Below are 19,492 nucleotides of genomic sequence, written 5' to 3'. Positions count from 1 at the left end.
GGCGTGAAACTCAGTCGGTCGGCACCGGCTTGGTCGTCACGCCCTCGGTCACCACGCCCGGGGCCGGCTCCGCCCGGTCCGCGCGCGCCCACACCTGGGTCGGCTGCAGCGGCGCCACCTCGCCCGAGCCGACCTCGGGCAGCAACGGGGCCTGCTCGCCGTCCCACGTCGGCGCCACCCCGCGGTCCGCGGGCAACGCGTCCATCCGCTCGGCCGGAACCATTCCGTCGAACTGCCTCGGCTCGACCGGTTCGGCCGGGATCCGCTCCGCGCGTTCGCTGCGGACGAACTCCGCCGGCCGGCTCGGCTGCACCGGCTCGCCCGGCATGGTCTCCGTCAGCGTCCCCTGCTCCGCCGGCACCCCCCGCTCGGCCGGCATCAGCGGCACCCCAGGCTCGGCCGGCAACGCCTCCATCCGCTTCGCCGAGACCATGCCGTCGAACCGCGCCGGCTGCACCGGCTCCCCCAGCATCCGCTCCGTCAGCGCCCTCTGCTCCACCGGCGCCCCCCGCTCGGCCGACATCAGCGGCACCCCGGGCTCGGCCGGCAGCGCCTCCATCCGCTTCGCCGAGACCATGCCGTCGAACCGCGCCGGCTGGACCGACTCCCCCAGCATCCGGTGCGTCAGCGTGCCCCGCTCCGCGGTCTTGGACGGCTCCACCTCGCGGCGCTCGGCCCGCAACGACTGCGTCCGCTGCAACGGCGGGTTCGAGCCGTCCCCGCCGGAACCGCCGGAGCCGTCCCTGAGCTGGTCGAAGTTGTCGCGCAGCTGGGTGGTCATGTCGAACGCGCCGGCGTCGGCCTCGCGGAACGAGCCGGCCATGTCGCCGATCGCCTCCTTGGTGCCCTCGACCGCGCGCGACCACGCCTTGATCCCGTCGTGGATCTCGCCGACCGACTTGACGTGGGTCTGGGTGAAGTTGGTGCCGTTCTTGTCGTTCCCGGCCGCGGCGGCGACCCGGCCGGGATCACCCAGCGAGGAGATGAGCTGGGCCAGGCTCTCGATTTCGGACGCCTTCTCCCCGAAACCGTTGCGACCGGTGTCGAGGCCGTCGGCGTCGACGAAGAACTCACTCATGACCGGTTCCCTTCTTCGAGGCCCGGCATCCGCGCGGCGATCAGCGCCCGCACGTCCACCTGGCCGCTCATCATGTCCTGCGCGGAGAACCCGGGCGGCAGCATCGGCGCCAGCTCCTCGGCCGAGGCGGCGATCGAAGCCTGCCGCGCCTCCGAGATGGTCCGCACGATCACCGAGGCCAGCTCGGCCGGGGCCATCCGCTTGTACGCGCTGGTCGGGAACGACAGCTCGGTCAGCTCACCGGTGCGCCCGACGGTGGCCGTCACCTCGCGCCGCGCCGAGGTGGCGGTGCTGGTGAGCGAGTCCATCCGCTCCTTGGTCTCGGTCAGGTGCTCGCGTTGACGCTGGTAGGCGCCGAGTGCGTCCTCGAGCATCTTCTCGTACGGCGAAGCCATCAGGAACCTCCCTGGTCCGTCATCCCACCGACGCCAATCCCGGTCCCAGCGCCAGCGCCCCGGTGTCCAGCGGGCGAAGGCCGCGCAGGTCCGCCGCCGCGAGCGTGCGCGACGCCGCGGTGGCCGAGAGCGTGCGCGCCAGCTCGTGCGCCGCGTGCACCGTGTGCTCGGAGGCCGCGGCCAGCTCGTGGGCCAGCGCGTCGCGGACTTCGTCGGGCACGTCGTGGCCGCGCCGAGCCAGCTGCCGCACCGCGACCTCGGTCAGTTCGTCCACTGTGTACTCGCCGAGCTCCCAGCCGACGGTGAACAACCCGCGCAGGGTCGGCACCAGGCCCAGCAGCGCCGACACGCGCCGGGCCTCGCCGGTCAGCACGACCACCGGGTCGGCCGGGCGGCGCGAAACGGCTTCGGCCACCGCCTCGACCACCTCGACGCCGGGGGTGTGGGTCGAAGCCTCCCAGTCGCCGTCGAGGTCGAGGACCAGCACGCCGCCGCTCGCGTCGTCCATGGCCGTGCGCACGAGGGCCTCGGCCTGCCCGGGCCAGCGCGGGAACAGGTCCTCGGCCACCGAACAGCGGACCAGATGACCGACGCCGACCAGTCCCAGCTCGGCCAGGGTCTGCGCGTAGAGCTTGGCGAACTCGGCCCGGCCGGACCCGCGCGGGCCGCCGATCACGACGTTCGCGAGCTGGCCCAGTGGCTGGCGAGTCTGCTTGAGGCCGCCGAGGCGGACCAGCTGGTTCTGCGCGTGCTGGCGCACGGTGGACTGGCCGACCAGGGTGCGCAGCCGGTTCCAGCCCGCGCTCGCGCCGACGGCCGCGGCCGGGTCCGAGCCGACCGACACCGCCGCCGCGGCGGCCGAAGGCAGCAGCGCCAGCTCCGCGCGCAGGTCTTCGGCGGTGAGCCGGTTGAGCTCCGAGTCCTTCGACGGCGGTTGCAGCGCCAGCCGTGACGCCTGGTTGTTCACCATGGCCTCGAACAGCTTGCGCGCCACCCGGCCGTTGCCGAAGGTCGAGTTCTTCGGCACCCGCTCGAAGTACTCGCGCAGCGTGGCCATCGCGTCGTCGGTCAGCTCGTAGTAGTGCTTGCGGGTCAGCCCGGTGGTGATGGTGACCAGCTCGTCGACGCTGTAGTTCGGGAACTCGATCGTGCGGGTGAACCGCGAGGCCAGACCGGGGTTCGAGTCGAGGAACTGCACCATCTGCTCGGAGTAGCCGGCGACGATGACCACCAGCGAGTCGCGCTGGTCCTCCATGATCTTCATCAGCGCGTCGATGGCCTCCTGGCCGAAGTCCGGCCCGGAGCCGCCCGAGCCCGCCGCCAGCGTGTACGCCTCGTCGATGAACAGCACCCCGCCGATGGCCTTCTCGACCACCTCGGTGGTCTTGATCGCCGTCGAGCCGATGTACTGCCCGACCAGGTCCGCCCGCGCGACCTCGATCATGTGGCCCTTGGACAGGATGCCCAGCTCGGCCAGCACCGTGCCGTACAGCCGCGCGACCGTGGTCTTACCGGTACCGGGCGGGCCCGCGAACACCAGGTGGCGGCTCATCGGCGGCATCGGCAGCCCCATCCGCTCACGCATCTGGGACATCTTGATCAGGTTGATCAGGCCGGTGACCTCCTTCTTCACCCCGGCCAGCCCGACCAGCGACTCCAGCTCGCCCAGCGGACCGTCGACCACCTCGCCCGCCGCCTCGCTCACGGTCGTCTCCGCGACGGGCTCGCCGGGCTCGGGGAAGGAGCCGGCCGGCATCATCGGCTCCGCGGTGGCGCGCGCCTGATCGGTGCTCAGGTTGTCCACCGTCACCTGGTCCTCGCCGAAGCGGTGCACCGGCTCGCCGGACGCGTCGTTGACCACGCAGTCGCGGATCGTGACGGCTTCGCGCGTGTCGAGCCGGAAGCCGTCCTCACCCGCGCCCAGCACCTCGCACTCGACCAGCGACACCCGCGCGCGCTCCTCGACCGCGACACCGTTGCGACCCGCGTTGCGCACCCGGCAGCGGGAAGCGGTGAGCACCGCACCCGGCGCGACGGTGATGCCGTCCGCTTTCGCGTCGGCGATCTCGCAGTCCTGGAGCGAGATCTCGACCTCACCGGCCACCTGGACGCCACCGCCGCGCACCAGCACGGACTTCAGCGAGGCCGGCGTGCTCCCGCCGAGCTTCACCGCGTGCTCGGCGGTGGAGCCCACCCGGATGTCGGTGACCGTGATCCGCGCCGACTCCGTGACCTCGATGCCGACCTCGCGGCCGGTCTCGATCGAGGCGTCGGCCAGGTCCAATCGCGACTGTCCGGTCAGGACGATCCCGGGACCGGAGTCCGTGGACAGCCGCAGCCCGGTGATCTTCGCCGCCGACTCGGCCGTCACCAGCACGGCGGTCTGCGACGAGCCCCGCACGGTCGCGCGCTCGAACCGCGGCGCGGCCTCCCCGTCGGCCATGATCGCGACCGGAGAGCCTTCGAACGTGCAGTCCACGAACTGCGGGGCCGCGTTCCCCGTCGCCTGCACGGCGTTGCGCTCGGCCCCGGAGAACACGCACTCGCGCAGCAGCGGCGCGGACGAGGCCGCCACGTGCGCGGCCTGCATCGGCGCGTTCAGGAAGTGCGAGCCGGCCACGGAGATGCGGCCCTGGCTGGTCAGGTACAGGTCGACGTTCGCGCTCTCCCGCACGGTCAAGCCGGTGACGGTGGCCTGCCCCTGCTGCTCCACCACCATGGCGGGCTTCTGCGCGCCGGAGATCTCGCACTGCTCGACCACGGCGACCGCCTCGCCGTTGACGCAGATGCCGTTGCCCTGGGGGCGGGTCACCCGGCACCGGCGCAGCACCACCGACCCGACCTCGGCCACCACGACCCCCGACGAAGCGGCGTCGGAGATCTCGGTGTCTTCGATCGTGCTCTGCGAGGGCGAGGCGATGACCACGCCCGCACCGGCACTGCTGGTGACGCTACAGCCACGCACCGCGAGCGAGCCCTGGAGCCGCGCGAGCAGCGTCGCCCAGGACGCACCGACGACGCGGCAGCCGTCGAGCGCCGCCTCACCGCGGACCACGTCCACGGCCACCAGTTTGTCGTCCTCGCTGATCAGGGTGAACCCGCGCAGCTGCACGGCCTCGGAGTTCGCGACGAGCACACTGCCCTCACGCGCGACCACCTCGACCGTGCCGGCCCCCTCCTCGGCGACCAGCGACACCATGCGGTCCACCACGAGGTTCTCCTCGTAGCGGCCCGGGTACACGCTGATCGTCGCGCCGGGCTGGGCCTGCGCCAGCGCCGCGCCGATGGTCGGGAACGCACCTTGCCGGTCTCCGGCGACCACGAGCAACTGTCGGTTCATCGAATCCGCCTCTCCCGGCTCAACATCGCACTCACACCAGCCCCGGGAGCGCGTTGAACCGTTCCGCTGCCTTTTTGTCCATCGGTTTGCGCCCCTCGGCCTCGGCCTGCACCTCGAGTTCGCGGCGCAGCGAGACCAGCGCCAGCTCGTCCAGCGAGATCCGATCGGAGGCGACCTTGCCCGTCTCGTCGACCTCGCTCGAGGTCAGCTCGCGCAGCAGGACCAAGCCGCGCGCGCCGTCGGCGGGCTCGCGCAGCTCCAGCACCTTGAAGCTGGTGCCGGGCACGAACAGCACCCGGTTGTCCACCCCGGCGTCGGCGGGCTCCAGCAGCTTCGTGCGCCGCGCGGTGATCGACCAGACCAGCACGTCGGTGTCCCCGTCGAGGGTGGACGACGGCTGGGTCAGGGTGTTCAGGAAACCCCACTCGGTGAGGACCTTCTGCGACCGGTAGAGCGCGGTGGCGGCGCTCGAAAGCGAGGTCGCGAACGTCGCGGGCCCGCGGTGCGAGGGCAGCCGGGCCAACCCGGCGACCACGCAGCGCGCGATGGGCACGTGCGGCCCGTTGACCCCGCTGCGCAGCCCGGCGTCGATCGCGGTGCCCTTGGCCGAGAGGTAGAGCTGCACGGCGACGGCGTCGGTGAGGACCTCCACCGACGAAGTCGACAGCGCCCCTTGGAAGCCGGGGTGCTCGGAAAGGATGCGCGCGATCGAGTTGGACATCAGGCCGTACTCGGCGCCGAGGGACTTGCGGAGCCACTCGCGCTCCTTGTCCACGCCCCGCTTGGGGAGCAGGGCGGTGGACTCGGGGCCGGGGGTGGGCTGGAGGGCCGCGGGACGGTGGGTGGTGGCGGGTCTGCCGGTGCTGGTGGCTTCGCCGCTGCTGGTGACGGGGTCCGCAGTGGTGCCGGTGGGGTGGTCGGTGCCGGCCGTGGCCGGGGTTGCGGGCGGGACGGAGGTGGGCGTGGCCGCCTCGGCGACGGGCTCGGGCTCGTCGGCGACCGGCAGGGACGGCGGGGCGACCGCAGGCGGGACGGGCGGGGCCACCGGGGACGGCGCCGCGGGCGGGACGGCGGTCACCGAAGGCAGGCCCGCGGGCGGAGTGGCGGGCGGGGTCGGAGTCGACGGCATCCCCGCGGGCGGGGTGGCCGGCGGAACCGCAACCGGCGCCGAGGCCATCGGCATGCCCGACAGCGGAGTAGCGGGCGGCATCGCAACCGACGCGGAGGCGGACGGTCCCTCAGCCGGCGGGGTCGGGGTCGACGGCATCCCCGCGGGCGGGGTGGCCGGCGGAACCGCGACCGGCGCCGAAGTCATCGGCATCCCGGCCGGTGGCAGGGCCGGGGGGATCGGGGCGGGCCGCGTCACCGGGAACACCGGCGCGGACGAGGAGGGCGGCGCCGGGGGCGTGGAGAAGTCCGGCGGGGTGAAGCTGGGCGGGGTGAAGTTCGACGGCGGAAGCCGCGGCGGGGTCCAGGCGGCGGAGGCCGAGCCGGTGGGAGCCGTGGTGGCGCCGACGACCGGGGCCGGGCCCGGGGTCGACGCGGCGGTGGAGACCGTGGTCGGCGCCGCGGCCGAGCCCACGGCCGGCACCGCGGTGGGGCCGGAGACCGGCACCGGAGGAGCCGGGACCGGGTCGGCCTCCCCGGCCGGCTCGTCCTCGATCCCCGTCATCGGCAGCCGGGCCGAGGTGATGGTGATCGGCGCGCCGGCGGCGGCCAGTGAAGCCCTCAGCCCGGGGTCGAGCCGCTGCGTGATCGTCGGCTCCGAGCGCAGGAACGAAGGTTCCGAGGCCGCGTCCAAGCCCAGGTCCGTGGCCGGCTGGTAGGCCGGGATCGCGCTGGTGTCCGCGGCCACCGAACCCAGGGACACCGAACCCAGGGCCGCCGAACCCGAGAACTCCGGGCCCCCCGCCTCGATCTCCCCCAGCGCCCGGGTGCGGATCTGCCCCCGGGAGCGCTCGGCCAGCAACGCGGCCGCCGGCAGCACCCGGCTCATCGCGCGGGTGTGCTCGTCCAGGCGGGCCAGGACGTCCTCGGCCAGCAGGCGCATGCGGTCGACCGCGTCCGCGCTCGGGGCGTCGAACGTCAGGTTGTTGATCGAATGGTCCAGGGTGATCGCGCGGACCGCCGGGGTGTCGGGGCCGTCCTTCGGCGGGCGGACCAGCAGGCCCGACTGCACGACCTCGATCACGGCGTCGGGGGCGTACCAGTACACGGCCGGGGCGATCTCGTCCAGGCCGGTGATCGGGGTGCGGTGGCTGAGCAGCCGGGGCGAGGTGGGCGAGTCCTGCGCGGCGCGCGGGCGGTAGCCGATCTCGCGGACGAAGGTGGACCAGCCGAGGCGGCCGTCGAACAGCACCGTGCGGACGTCGAGGGCGCGGGCGGCCAGGACGGGCAGTCCGGGGTAGAACGCGATCTCCCGCCCGAGCAGGTCCGCGATCGCCTGGCCCAGGGTCGTGCCGCCCGGCATGGACATCGGGCCGTACTGCACGAACCGGGTCCCGGCCCGGACGTTCTCCGGCAGGCGGGCCCACAGGCGGGCGACGTCGTCGAGGGTGAGCGGCGGGCAGCCGGGGCAGCCCAGCACGATGGTCATGGCGTCCGGCAGCGCGGGCAGACCGTGGGCCAGCGCGACGCGGTGCTCACGCTGTTGCTGGTCGAAGCCGACCGGGCGCACCCAGAGCCCGCCCGGCAGCGGCTCCGCGACGCCGCGTGAGCTGGTGGAGGTCAGCTCCGCGGTCAGCCCGGAGTCCCACGACGGGCGGGGGAAGCGCTTGGCCTCCCACTTCGGCGTGCGGCCGGGCTGGAACTTGACCCAGCCGCTGCCGCGTCCGGAGTGGACGAACAGGGTGCCGCCGGCGTTCGGGATCACGGAGCCGTCCGGGGCCAGCACCGTGCGGTTGATCCGCTCGGCCAGCCACTGCCCGGCCAGCGCCGTCGTCTCGCGCGAGCGGCCGCCGATCACCAGCCGGACCCCCCGGCGGCGGCGCGGCAGCACCTTGGCCACCGACTCCCACATCGAGATCGGCGAGTCCACCGGCAGGTCGACCACCACGAGGTCGTGCTCGGTGTCGGCCGCGACGCCCAGCGCGAGCGCCTGGGCCTGCTCGGTCATCCCGTCGGCGGGGTGGACGACCAGAGCGTTGCCGATCGTCTGCTTGTCGAGGGGGGCGCCGGAGGCACCGTGCCCGCGACGCGTCAGCGAGAGGTCCATGATCCCCTTCGTCCTTCCTGCCGGCACCGGCCCGGCACCGCGGTGCCGTGGTGGTGGTTCGAGCTCAGGTGGCCTGGCGGACCGTGTGCGACGGCCCGCCCGTCCCTCCCACGGGTGGTGACGGCGCGGCGCCGCCGGTGTGATGCACGATCAGCCCGTAGACGAAGAACCCGACCGCGATCAGCACGCCGAGCGCGACGCCGACGAGCAGTCCCGTCCACGCCCGCTTGGCCGGCACGTCGAGGTGGCTCGCGTCGCCCAGCACCAGGGCCGAGGTCATCCGCCCGATCAGGAACGAATACGCCTCGACGTGGTCCTTCTGCGTCTGCACCATGCTCAGCTCGCCCCGTTCACGCCGTGAGCCCGACGGCCCAGGAGTAGACCCCGAACAGCTCCAGCAGGATCGGCACCACGGCGACCGCGCTGAGCGTCTCCAGCCAGTTGGCCAGGTGGCCCCAGATCGGCAGCAGTCGCCGCGGCGGCGGTCGCAGCATGGCCAGCACCAACAGGAAGAACACCAGGGCCAGGCCGAACGCGCTGGCGCCGCGCCAGTCCGTCGCGAGCGGCTCGATCAGCGACAGCGCGAGGAGCACCAGCCCGATCGAGCCCGCGACCGCCAGCGGCACCCGCTGCCACGCGCCGAGCAGGCTGCGCGAGCGCATCAGCACCGCCGCGGAGACCAGCCCGGCCAGCAGCCCCGGGTACAGGCCCTCGCCGATCAGGAACGGGAAGCACACGGTGAACGTGACGGCGGTGGCGATCGAGGCGATGGTGAGGTAGCCGTCGGCGTACGCGGTCTGGCGCACCATCTGCTCGGCCGGCGCCGGCTCGATGTCGTACTGCAGCTCGTCGGCCGTGCGCGGGAGCTGCGGGCCCCGGATGCGGGCGAAGCGGATGCCGATCCGCGGCGCGAACACCAGCAGTCCGATGAGGACAGTGGAGACCAGTCCGGCCGCCTGCACCGTGGAGAACCCCGGGCCCAGGTGCAGCCAGAGCGTGAGCGCACCCAGCGCGCCGGTCGCGACCACCGCGCCGAAGGGCACGAACGGGATCGACGGCGACCACGCGGCCCGGCCGCCGATCACCAGCCCGCCCGCCAGCGCGAAGGTCAGGCAGCCGACCAGCACCGGCGCGCCCTGCAGGTCGAACGCCGGTCCGAGGCCGGCCACGCCGACCGCGCCGGCCACTGCGGCGAACCCGCAGCCGCCCAGGCCCAGCAGCACCAGCAGCGCCCGGTCCTCCGACCGCACGCCGGTGGCCACCGCGGCCACCAGCAGCCCGAGCGCCACGACCCCCGCGCTCGCGGCCGGGAACACCGAAAGGTCCGGGTAGAGCAGCACGCGGGCCAGCACGACCAGCGCGAAGATGGCGAACCCGAGGAACAGGAACCGGTTGAACTCCGGCCGCCAGCGTCCCGGCTGACGGCTCACGGCCGTGGCCATGCCGTCGGCGATGTCGTCGAAGTCCAGCTCCGGCAGCGGGTCCTGGCGGGGGCGGAGGTGGAACTCCTCACCCTCCTTCCAGTCCAGCGACTCCGGCGTGCCCGCGGGGTCGAGCGGCGCGTCGCCGAGCCGCTGCAGGACCCACGACTCGCGCAGTTCCTCCCGGCCGCCGGTGTGCCGCAGCAGCACCGGCAGCAGGCTGGTGACCGGCACCGCCATCGGCACGGCCAGGTCGGCGCGGCCCTGGGGGCCGTACACGGTGATCCGGCACAGTTCGCCCTGTTGCGTGGTGGTCAACGTCCGCTCCTTCCTTCGCTTGGGGGGTGGGGGGAAGCCGTCACCGGAGACCACCGACCAGTTGCTGCTCGGCGTCGGCCCCGGTCGGCACGTAACCGGTCTGCATGAGCTTCACGCCGCGGCGGGTGACGAGCTGGGCGCGACCGGCGGGCAGCTTGCGCGGGGCGGCCTCGCCGAGGAACTTGCCCTCTTCCTTGGGGTAGGAGAACACGACGCCCGGGCTGCCCAGCTCCCAGATCCGGCGGATCACCGGGTCGCTCAGCGCCCGCATCGCCCCCGAGGTGCTGCGCGCGACGATCAGGTGGAAGCCGATGTAGGAGCCCTGGGCCAGCAGCGAGAGCAGCGGCTCCAGCGGCGAGCCCATGCCCGTGGTGAGCAGCTGGTAGTCGTCGACCACGAAGAACAGGCGCGGGCCGGTCCACCAGTCGCGGCGCTTGAGCCGGTCGGCGGTGATGCTCTGGTCGGGCACCCGCGGCGAGAGCGAGACGCCGGCCTGCGTCGCCAGCTCCTGCAACGACTCCGAAGTGGTCGCGTAGCCGACGCGGTAGGCCTCCGGGACTTCGGCGTCGAGCGTGCGGCTCGGGTCGGCCAGCACGACCTTCGCCTCGGCCGGGGAGTACCGCGCGAGGATCGAGCGCAGGGACAGCCGCAGCAGGTTGGTCTTGCCGGTCTCGTTGTCGCCGAACACCAGCAGGTGCGGGGTGGCCTCGAAGTTCTGCCACACCGGCAGCAGCCGCTGCTCGTCCTGGCCCAGCGCGATCCGCAGGTCGCCGTCCGGGCGCGGCAGCTCGCCGATCGGCAGCGTCGAGGGCAGCATCCGCACGGCCGGGGCCCGGCGGCCGGGCCAGAACGTGTGCACCTCCTCGGCGACGGCCTTGGTCGCGGCCGCGAGGTCGTCGGTGGCCGAGCTGCCGTCCATCCGCGGCAGTCCGGCCAGGAAGTGCAGCCCGTCCGGGGTCATGCCGCGGCCCGGCTGGTTCGGCACGGTCTTGGCCTTGCGGGAGCCGATCTCCGACTCCATCGGGTCGCCCAGGCGCAGCTCGAACCGGGTCTGGAGCAGGTCGCGCAGGTACGGCCGGATCTCCGACCAGCGGGTCGAGGCGATCACCACGTGGATGCCGAACGACAGCCCGCGCGAGGCCAGCTCGCCGATCTTCGCTTCCAGCTCGTTGTAGTCGTTCTTCAGCGAGAACCAGCCGTCGATCACCAGGAAGACGTCGCCGAACGCGTCTTCGAGCTGGCCGCGGCGGCGTAGCTGCCGGTAGACCTCCATCGACTCGATGCCGCGCTCGGAGAAGACGTTCTCGCGGTACTCCATGATCTGCGAGATCTCTTCGATGGTCCGCACCACGCGGTCGCGCTCCAGCCGCGTGGCGACCGAGCCGACGTGCGGCAGCCCGCTGATCGACATGATCCCGCCGCCGCCGAAGTCCAGTCCGTAGAACTGGATCTCGTCCGGGGTGTGGGTCATCGCCAGCGCCAGCACCAGGGTGCGCACCAGCGTCGACTTGCCGGTCTGCGGACCGCCGACCACGGCCACGTGCCCGGCCGCGCCGGACAGGTCGGCCAGCAGCAGCTCGCGCACCTGCTCGAACGGCCGGTCGATCATGCCCATCGGCACGCGCAGCCGACCGTGGTGCGCCGGGTCCTGCACGGTCATGCCGCGCACCGGGTCCGGCAGCACGCTCGGCAGCAGCGAATCCAGCGAGGGCGACTCCGCCAGCGGCGGCAGCCACACCTGGCGCGCGGCCGGGCCGGCCCCGGCGAGGCGCTCGACGAACACGTCGGCCAGGGTCGGACCGGTCGGCCCGGTGTTCTCGTGGACGTCCTCCGGCGCCTGCTCGGCGGTGTCGTCGACCTGGTCGTCGCGGACGATCAGCCGGACCGGGCGCGCCTGGGTGAAGAACGGCACGACCTCGCGGCTGACCCGCGCGGCGTCCACCAGCCCGCCCTCGCCGCCGCCCGCGGGGACCGGGCCGGAGACGTAAGCGGCCTTGAAGCGGACCAGGTTCGTGGTGTCGATCTTGAGGTAGCCGTTGCCCGGCTCGGACGGCAGCTCGTAGGCGCTGCCCACCCCGATCACGCTGCGGGACTCCATCGAGGAGAACGTGCGCAGCGCGATCCGGTAGGAGAGGTGGCCCTCGACCCGGTGGATCCGGCCCTCGTCCAGCCGCTGCGAGGCGAGCAGCAGGTGCACCCCGAGGCTGCGGCCCAGCCGCCCGACCGAGACGAACAGCTCCATGAACTCCGGCTTCGCGCTCAGCAGCTCGGAGAACTCGTCCACCACCAGGAACAACGTCGGCATCGGCGCCAGTTGCTCACCGGCCGCGCGCGCCTTCTCGTACTCGTACAACGACGGGTGCCCGCTCGCGCGCAACTGCTCCTGGCGCCGCACCATCTCACCGTTGAGCGAGTCCTGCATCCGGTCGACCAGCGGCAGCTCGTCGGCCAGGTTGGTGATCATCGCCGAGGTGTGCGGCAGCCGGTCCATGCCCAGGAAGGTCGCGCCGCCCTTGAAGTCGACCAGCACGAAGTTCAGGATCTCCGACGAGTGCGTCGCCGCCAGCCCCAGCACCAGCGTCCGCAGCAGCTCGGACTTGCCCGAGCCGGTCGCGCCGATCAGCATGCCGTGCGGGCCCATCCCGCCCTGCGCCGATTCCTTCAGGTCCAGCTCGACGATCTCGCCCTCTTCGGTCACCCCGATCGGCACCGACATCCGCGCCCGCTGCACCGCCCGCGGCCGCCACTGCGCCGGCACGTCGAACGAGTGCACGTCCCGGATGTTCAGCAGGGCGGTCAGGCCGAAGTCGCTCTCCAACGGCTGGTCCGCGATCTCCAGCGTGCCGCTCGTGCGCTTCGGCGCCAGCAACCGCGCCAGCCCTTCGGCCTGGATCACCGACAGCTCGTCCCGCACCGCCGAGCCGACCCCGGTGCCGGCCGGGAACTCGACCCGATCGTCCTTGGTGGTCAGCCGCAGCACCTTCGGGCCACCGGGCAGCGCACCGGTCACGTCCAGCAGCACCACGTTGCGCAGGCCCGCGCCGAGCAGCCGCGAGGACTCCGGCAACGTCGCCAGGTGCGCCACGATCACCACCATCGGCTCGGTCGTGGTCGGGCCGACGGACTTGTCGTGGTCGTCGCGGTCGGCGACCTCCTCGCCCAGGATGTCCATCAGCTCGTCGTGGTCCGCCGCCAGCAGCCGCAGCGGGCCCGCCGCGTCCCGCAGCGTCGGGTGGTTGTTGTGCGGCAGCCACTTCACCCAGTCCCACTGCGACTGCGCCGCCTCCGTGGTCAGCACCGCCACCCGCAGCTCGTCCGGCGACTGGAACGTCACCAGCTGCGCCAGCATGGCCCGCACCAGGCCCACCGCGGCCTCGGGGTCACCGTCGAACTCCACGCTGGTGAAGCTGCGCAGCCCCACCGCCGTCGGAATCCCCGACAACGTCCGGTAGGTCTCGGTGAACCGCCGCAGGGAAATGGCCGACAGCGGCTCCAGGTCCTCGATCGGCTTGGTCACCGGCGGAACCAGCTCCAGCGCCGACTGCTGCGAGCCGAGCCCGATCCGCACCCGGCCGAAGTCGTCGTGCGAAACCCGCCGCTCCCACAGCCGCGGCCCCATCGCCAGCGACCACAACGAGTCCGGCGACGGGTTGTTCCACGCCACCGCCCGCCGCTGCTGCTCGGCCGTCGACCGCGCCCGGCCGCGCACCTGAGTGATGTAACGGAGGTAGTCCCGGCGCTCGGCCCGCATCTTGCGCTTGCGCTCACCGGCCGACCGGGTCAGCTGCCCGAGGCTCATCGCCATCATCGACACGCCCATGCCGCCACCGAGCACGTAGGTCATCGGCGAGCTGCCGCCGACCCCCGAGAACGACAGCACCATGACCATCGAACCGATGCCCATCGGCAGCATCATCAGCAGCGAGTTGAAGTCCCGCGCGGCCGGCTCGGCCAGCACCGGCGGCTCCTGCAGCTCCTCGGTTCCCTCGGGCAGCTCAGGACCCGCGGTCCGCGGGCCGCGCTTGACCGTCTCCGTGCTCACCGGTGCACCTCCTCCGTCATCACTCGAACCGTCACTCCAGCACGCCGGACGGCCGGTTCACCGGACCGCCCCACGCGGTGCCGTCCTGGCTCAGCAGGTCGGCCATGGTGCGTTCCTCTTCTTCCTCCTCCTCGCCGTCTTCGGTGGCGGAGGTGTCCTCTTCGGCCGCTTCCGGCTCCGGCGGCGGGCCGTCACCGCAGGTGGGCAGCTCATCCGGGATGAACTCGCCCTGGCCCGAGCGCAGCCGCTGGTAGGTCGCGCGCCGCGGTTCGTCCGGGTCTTCGACGGGCCGCCACGGCTCGTCCGTGCGCTCCACCAGATCGGTGGTGAGGTCCTCTTCGCGCTCCTGCGCCGGCGCCGTCACCGGCAGCAGACCGGGCAGGAACGCCGCCGTGCCGACGTCCCACGCCGAGGTGTCCGCCGCCTCCGCGGGCTCGACCACGGCGATCCGCACGCTGTCGTCGGGCTGGTCGGCGAAGGGCGTCGCCCCTGGCGCGGCCTTGTCCTTCTCCCGCTCTCGCGTGGGCTGCCCCGGATCCGCCACACCCCACCCGGTCGGCCCGAACGGCACTGCGGGAACGTCCGAAGTGGACTGTGCCGCAGTTCCACCCGAGTCCTGAGTGGACCATCCGGGCGCCTCGGCCGACGACGTGGCCCACGAGGCCGGAGCCTCGGCGGGCGTCTCGGCCGGCGCGGTCGCCCACGAAGCCGGCGCCGCGGACGGCGTCTCGGACACCACGTCCGGGTCACCGACCCCGGCCGGGACCGACCCGCCCGACCACGGCTCGGAGCCGCCGTTGAGCAGCCCCGCCGAATCCGGCCGCTCGGCCGCCACCGGCGGAGTGCCCGCCCCACCCGGAGGCGGGGTCATCGGCATCCCGCCCGGGGCCGTCGCCGTCCCGTTCGTGCTGGTGGGGCCGTCCGGCAGCGCGGTCAGCTCACTCGGCGAGCCGCCCGAGGACCACGACGTGGCCGGCGAGGACGGTGTCTCCCCGAACGAACTCGGGTCCCCGACGCCGTCCGGAGTACTCGCGGTCCACGGCTCACCCACCCCGCCCAGCAAACCGGCCGAATCCGGCCGCTCGGCCCCGTTCGCCCCGGCGCCCGCGCCACCCGCGCCCATGCCGCCCGGAGGCATCATCGGCGAGCCGGGGGCCTGACCGCCCGGCACCTGCTGCCCATTGGCGTTCGGCGCCGACAGTTCCGGCGGAGCCACGAACTGGTTCGGGTCCAAGCCCTGGATCTCACCCGGATCCGCACCACCAGCACCCGTCAGATCCGCACCCGAGCTGCCCGGCGGCGGAGCCCACGAAGCCGGACTCAACGCCGGAGTCTCCCCAAACGAACTCGGATCCCCGACGCCATCCGGAGTGCTCGCAGTCCACGGCTCACCCACCCCGCCCAGCAGACCCGCGGAATCCGGCCGCTCGGCCCCCGAACCGTTCGCCCCACCCGCACCACCGGTACCCATACCACCCGGGGGCATCATCGGCGAACCCGACTGCTGAACACCCGGCACCTGCGACCCGTTCGAGTTGGGGGCCGACAGTTCCGGCGGAGCCACGAACTGGTTCGGATCCAAGCCCTGGATCTCACCCGGATCCGCACCACCAGCACCCGTCAGATCCGCACCGGAACTACCCGGCGGCGGAGCCCACGAAGCCGGACTCAACGCCGGAGTCTCCCCAAACGAACTCGGATCCCCGACGCCATCCGGAGTGCTCGCAGTCCACGGCTCACCCACGCCACCCAGCAGACCGGCCGAATCCGGCCGCTCGGCACCGGAGCCGTTCGCCCCACCCGCACCACCGGTACCCATACCACCGGGGGGCATCATCGGCGAACCCGGCTGCTGAGCACCCGGCACCTGCGACCCACCCGGGTTCGGCGCCGACAACCCCGGCGGAGCCACGAACTGACTCGGGTCGAGACCCTTGATGTCGCCAAGGCCCCCGGAACCATCGACACCGCCGACACCGCCGAGGCTCGACGGGCCTTCGCCGCCGGCCCCACCCAGTCCTTCGGTACCCGCACCGTTGAGGTCCACGCCACCGATGTCACCCGGCGGCGGAGCCCACGAAGCCGGGTTCAACGCCGGAGTCTCGCCGAGCGAACTCGGGTCGCCGATGCCGTCCGGGGTGCTGCCGTTCCACGGCTCGTTCACCCCGCCCAGCAGACCGGCGGAATCCGGACGCTCGGCCCCGGAGCCGTTCGCGCCACCCGCACCACCGGTACCCATACCACCCGGGGGCATCATCGGCGAACCCGGCTGCTGAACCCCCGGCACCTGCGACCCACCCGGATTCTGCGCCGACAACCCCGGCGGAGCCACGAACTGACTCGGGTCGAGACCCTTGATGTCGCCGAGGCCGGACGGGTCGGAGCCGGTACCGCCGGGGCCACCGATCCCGCTCGAGTCCAGGCCCGGGACGCTGGAACCGCTGCCGCCCGTGCCGACGTCACCCGGCGGCGGAGCCCACGAAGCCGAGGTGAGCGGCGGGGTCTGCGCCAGCGCGTTCGGGTCGCCGATGCCCTGCGGCGGGTCCGGGATCCACGGCTTGTCGATACCGCCCAGCAGGCCCGAGGAGTCGGGCCGCTCGGCGCCGGAGCCGTTCGCCCCGCCCGCGCCGCCGGTGCCCATGCCACCCGGGGGCATCATCGGGAGGCCGCCGCCCTTGGTGTCCCCGGGCGGGGCCTGCAGGCTCGGCGGGAGCTGGGCCGGGTTGAGCGCGTTGTTGGTGAGGCCGTTGGTGTCACCCGGGGCACCGCCCAGGGACGGCGACTTGAGGTTCCCGAGGCCGTTCGCACCCCCGAGCCCGTTGGCGTCGCCGGGGGCACCGCCGAGCGAGGGCGACTTGATGTCGCCGAGGCCACCGACACCACCGGGACCACCGGTACCGGTGCTGTCGCCGGGAGGACCGTCCAGCGCGGGCGGCTTGATGGAGCCGAGGTTCTTGGCGTTGTCCTTACCGCTGCCGTTGCTGCCACCGGGCGGCGACGGGATGTTCGGCGAGCTCAGCGGCGGGATCGCGCCCGGACCGGAGCCGGGCCCGCTGCCGGTGCCACCGGGCGGCGGCGGGATCGACGGCGGGTTGGTGCCCGGGTCGTTCCCACCGTTCGACCCCGGCGGGGACGCGAGGGCGAGGTTCTTGAACGGCGGCGGCGAGCCGTTGCCGCTGCCCGGGCCGCTTCCGGCGCCACCGGGCGGCGGCGGCACGGCGGCGCTCTTCAACGGCGGCGGGTTGCCGGTGCCGCCGGGGCCGCCACCGGTGCCACCGGGCGGCGGCGGGACGTTCGGGGGCGGCACCTTGCCCCCGCCGGGCGGGGGCACGGCGGGCGGCGGCACGGCGGGTGGCGGCGGGGCGGCCGGCGGCGGGGTGGTCGGCGGCGGCACCGCGGGGGCGGCGGCACGGCGGGCGGCGGCGGGACCGCCGGCGGCGGGGGCACCTGCGGAGGCGGCACGTCCCCGCCACCAGTGCTGGGCGGCGGGGTCGAGGAGGTGTTGCTGGCCGTGCTGAACGAGTGGTACTTGCCGGAGAGCTGGTTGCCGACCTTGCGCATGTCGTTGGTCATCATCTCGACGGCGTCGGGGAACTGCGAGATGTACGCGCGCCCGTCGTTGAGGACCTTGCCGCGCTCGATGACCTGCTGGGCGTAGTAGCTGTCGATGTAGCGCAGGGTGTTCTGGGCCCACTGCAGGTACGCGGCCGAGTTGACGAGCTGGTTCGGGACGTTGCGCCCGCCATTGCCACCGTCGGTGATCTGGTGCACCAGGCCGTCGAACTTGGCGGCCATGTTGTCCATCATGGACTTGAAGTTCTTGGCCGCGGTGCCCTTCCACGGGCCGTCCCCGCCGGCCAGGGCCAGGGCCTGGTCCTTGATCGCCTGGGAGACCATGGCCAGGTTGAGCTGGGTGGTCTGGAAAACCCCGGCGGCGGCCTGCAACGACTGCCAGTTCACGTTGGAGTAGGCCTGGTCGGCCTGCTCCTGGCCGGGCGCCATCGAGCCGCCGCCGAGGATTGCCGCCTCGATCTGCTTCCAGGTCATGCCGGCGAAGTCCTTGCTCGGATCACCGGTCGAGTTCGTCGGCGTGGTGCTGGAGTCCGGCCAGACACCGTTGTCGTCGCTGGTGAACCCGTGGTTGTTGTTGTCGTCGCCCATTGTCCCTCGTCAGCCTCGAAACAACCTGGAAACTCACCGTCCAGCCGCTGGACGGATCAGCTGCGCTTCTGCCCCGCCCCGGTGATCTCCGAGCTGAGCTGACCGAAGTACTGGTTGTACTCATCGGTGGTCATCTTGTTGGCCTCGTCCGCGTTGTCATACGCGTTCGCCGCCTTGGTCACCGCGTCCGCGACGTCGTTCAGCGCGGTCACCAGGTCCTGCACCGTGGACCGGGTGGTGTCCCGCAGGCCACCCGTGCCCACGATCGGCTGGATGAGCTTGTCGTGCGCCGTGGCGAACACGCCCGGCTTGACGTTCACCGTGTCCAGGTCCGCGGGGAGCTTGGACAACGGGCCCTCCGCCAGCGTCCGCATGTTCGCCGCGAACGTGCGCATCGCCGCGGTGTTGACCGCGGTCACGCCCTTGCCGGGGTGCTCGGAACCGCCCGGCACGGGCGGCGCGTTGCCGACGTCGCCGGTCGGGATCCACTGCTTGCCCGGGTCCGGGGGAGTCTGGTCCCCCGGGCTGGTGAACGGGCCCTTCGGCTTGGTGTCGGCCGGGGGTGGGAGCGTCCCGTCCAGAGTGCCGTAGGTCATGGCTGCTCACTGTCCTTTCGGGTCTGAAGGCCGAAGCCCCGGGGGCGCGGCCAAGCGTGCGCCGCGCCCCCGGGGCCCGCGCCGCCGGCATCAGCGCTGGGCGAACCGCTGCGCGTTGCTGCCCTCGGTCGAGGAGGTGCCTTCGTTGATCGTGGCGAGCGTGCGGCCCGCGGCGTCGAGGGCCTGCGGCAGGGTCAGCGCCTGCTGGTGGCACCACTCGTAGGTCGACTGGAACTCGTCGGCCGCGGCACCGGTCCAGTGCTCACGCTGCGCCATGATCTTGTTGCGCATCTCGTCGAGCAGGTCGGTGATCTGGTTGGACTGCTGCTTCGCCTGCTCGACGGTGCTCTGCATCTCGGTGAAGCTGATCGTGAACTGGCCCAGAGCCATGGGGATTTCCTTTCCTGAAAACGGGTGGGAGGACGGTCAGAAGCCGGCGAGGCCGCCGCCGCCGATGACCGCGGCCTGGGCCTTGGCCTGCGAGGTGTTGTCCTCGTCCCGGGAGTCGTACTGGGCCGCACCCGTGGTGACGTGCTCGGACAGCGTGCCGAGCCGCTGCACGATCGTCTTCACGGTCTGGTCGAAGGAGGCCATCGCCTGGTCGAACACCAGGGCGGCGTCCGACTGCCAGGTCGCGCGCAGGCTGTGCATGGTCGAGTCGACCTGGCCGTTGACCCTCGTGATGCCGTCACCCGTGCTGGTGATGACGGCCGCACCCTGGCGCATTACGCCTGAGTCGACCTTTGCGCCGTTCTGCGAAGCCATATTGTCTCCTCGGTTCGATCTGATCCAGATTTGTCGACTTGTAGCCGAAACCGTGCACCGTCCACACGGGCTGGCCCGCCAGGGCGGCTTCCTGCGTTGTCGTGACCGGCGTGGACTCTCCCTGGGAGAACCGGTCGGAGACGACGAGGGTGACGGTAAGTG

General features: G+C 72.8%; 12 protein-coding genes. All 12 read right to left on the bottom strand.

What is annotated here, in order from left to right; genetic code table 11:
- Nucleotides 1–10 precede the first annotated feature (10 nt).
- Complete coding sequence (locus NYF13_RS07495) at nt 11–1,078, bottom strand: hypothetical protein (protein ID WP_315655190.1); 1,068 nt, start codon at nt 1,076–1,078, stop codon at nt 11–13.
- Nucleotides 1,075–1,473 carry a YbaB/EbfC family nucleoid-associated protein gene (locus NYF13_RS07490; protein ID WP_315655189.1) on the bottom strand — a complete coding sequence of 133 codons (399 nt, stop codon included), beginning with the start codon at nt 1,471–1,473 and terminating at the stop codon, nt 1,075–1,077. The genes NYF13_RS07495 and NYF13_RS07490 overlap by 4 nt, the downstream gene beginning before the upstream one ends.
- Nucleotides 1,474–1,492: 19 nt before the next feature.
- Nucleotides 1,493–4,813 (bottom strand): right-handed parallel beta-helix repeat-containing protein, encoded by a 3,321-nt coding sequence (locus NYF13_RS07485; protein ID WP_315655188.1) that lies wholly within the window; start codon nt 4,811–4,813, stop codon nt 1,493–1,495.
- 31 nt (nt 4,814–4,844) lie between these two features.
- Nucleotides 4,845–8,027, bottom strand: coding sequence for a hypothetical protein (locus tag NYF13_RS07480; protein ID WP_315655186.1), 3,183 nt, complete (start codon nt 8,025–8,027; stop codon nt 4,845–4,847).
- Between the two features lie 64 nt (nt 8,028–8,091).
- On the bottom strand, nt 8,092–8,361 hold the full coding sequence (locus NYF13_RS07475) for a type VII secretion protein EccB (protein ID WP_315655185.1): 270 nt from the start codon (nt 8,359–8,361) through the stop codon (nt 8,092–8,094).
- Nucleotides 8,362–8,377: 16 nt separating this feature from the next.
- Complete coding sequence (eccD, locus tag NYF13_RS07470) at nt 8,378–9,766, bottom strand: type VII secretion integral membrane protein EccD (RefSeq protein ID WP_315655183.1); 1,389 nt, start codon at nt 9,764–9,766, stop codon at nt 8,378–8,380.
- Between the two features lie 40 nt (nt 9,767–9,806).
- Nucleotides 9,807–13,808, bottom strand: a complete 4,002-nt coding sequence (eccCa, locus tag NYF13_RS07465; protein ID WP_315655182.1) for a type VII secretion protein EccCa — start codon at nt 13,806–13,808, stop codon at nt 9,807–9,809.
- 31 nt (nt 13,809–13,839) lie between these two features.
- Nucleotides 13,840–17,115 (bottom strand): hypothetical protein, encoded by a 3,276-nt coding sequence (locus NYF13_RS07460; protein WP_315655181.1) that lies wholly within the window; start codon nt 17,113–17,115, stop codon nt 13,840–13,842.
- Complete coding sequence (locus tag NYF13_RS07455; RefSeq protein WP_315655179.1) at nt 17,037–17,969, bottom strand: hypothetical protein; 933 nt, start codon at nt 17,967–17,969, stop codon at nt 17,037–17,039. The genes NYF13_RS07460 and NYF13_RS07455 overlap by 79 nt, the downstream gene beginning before the upstream one ends.
- A gap of 56 nt (nt 17,970–18,025) precedes the next feature.
- A complete protein-coding gene (locus NYF13_RS07450) occupies nt 18,026–18,565 on the bottom strand; it encodes a type VII secretion target (protein ID WP_315655178.1) in 540 nt (179 codons plus the stop codon).
- Nucleotides 18,566–18,655: 90 nt separating this feature from the next.
- A complete protein-coding gene (locus NYF13_RS07445; protein ID WP_315655177.1) occupies nt 18,656–18,955 on the bottom strand; it encodes a WXG100 family type VII secretion target in 300 nt (99 codons plus the stop codon).
- 36 nt (nt 18,956–18,991) lie between these two features.
- Complete coding sequence (locus NYF13_RS07440) at nt 18,992–19,330, bottom strand: WXG100 family type VII secretion target (protein WP_315655176.1); 339 nt, start codon at nt 19,328–19,330, stop codon at nt 18,992–18,994.
- Between the last annotated feature and the right edge of the window lie 162 nt (nt 19,331–19,492).

Origin of the sequence: Amycolatopsis sp. PS_44_ISF1 (assembly GCF_032335455.1) — a bacterium.
GTDB lineage: Bacteria > Actinomycetota > Actinomycetes > Mycobacteriales > Pseudonocardiaceae > Amycolatopsis.
Note: the sequence above shows the minus strand (reverse complement) of the source record. Positions and strands in the feature narration are given on the sequence as shown.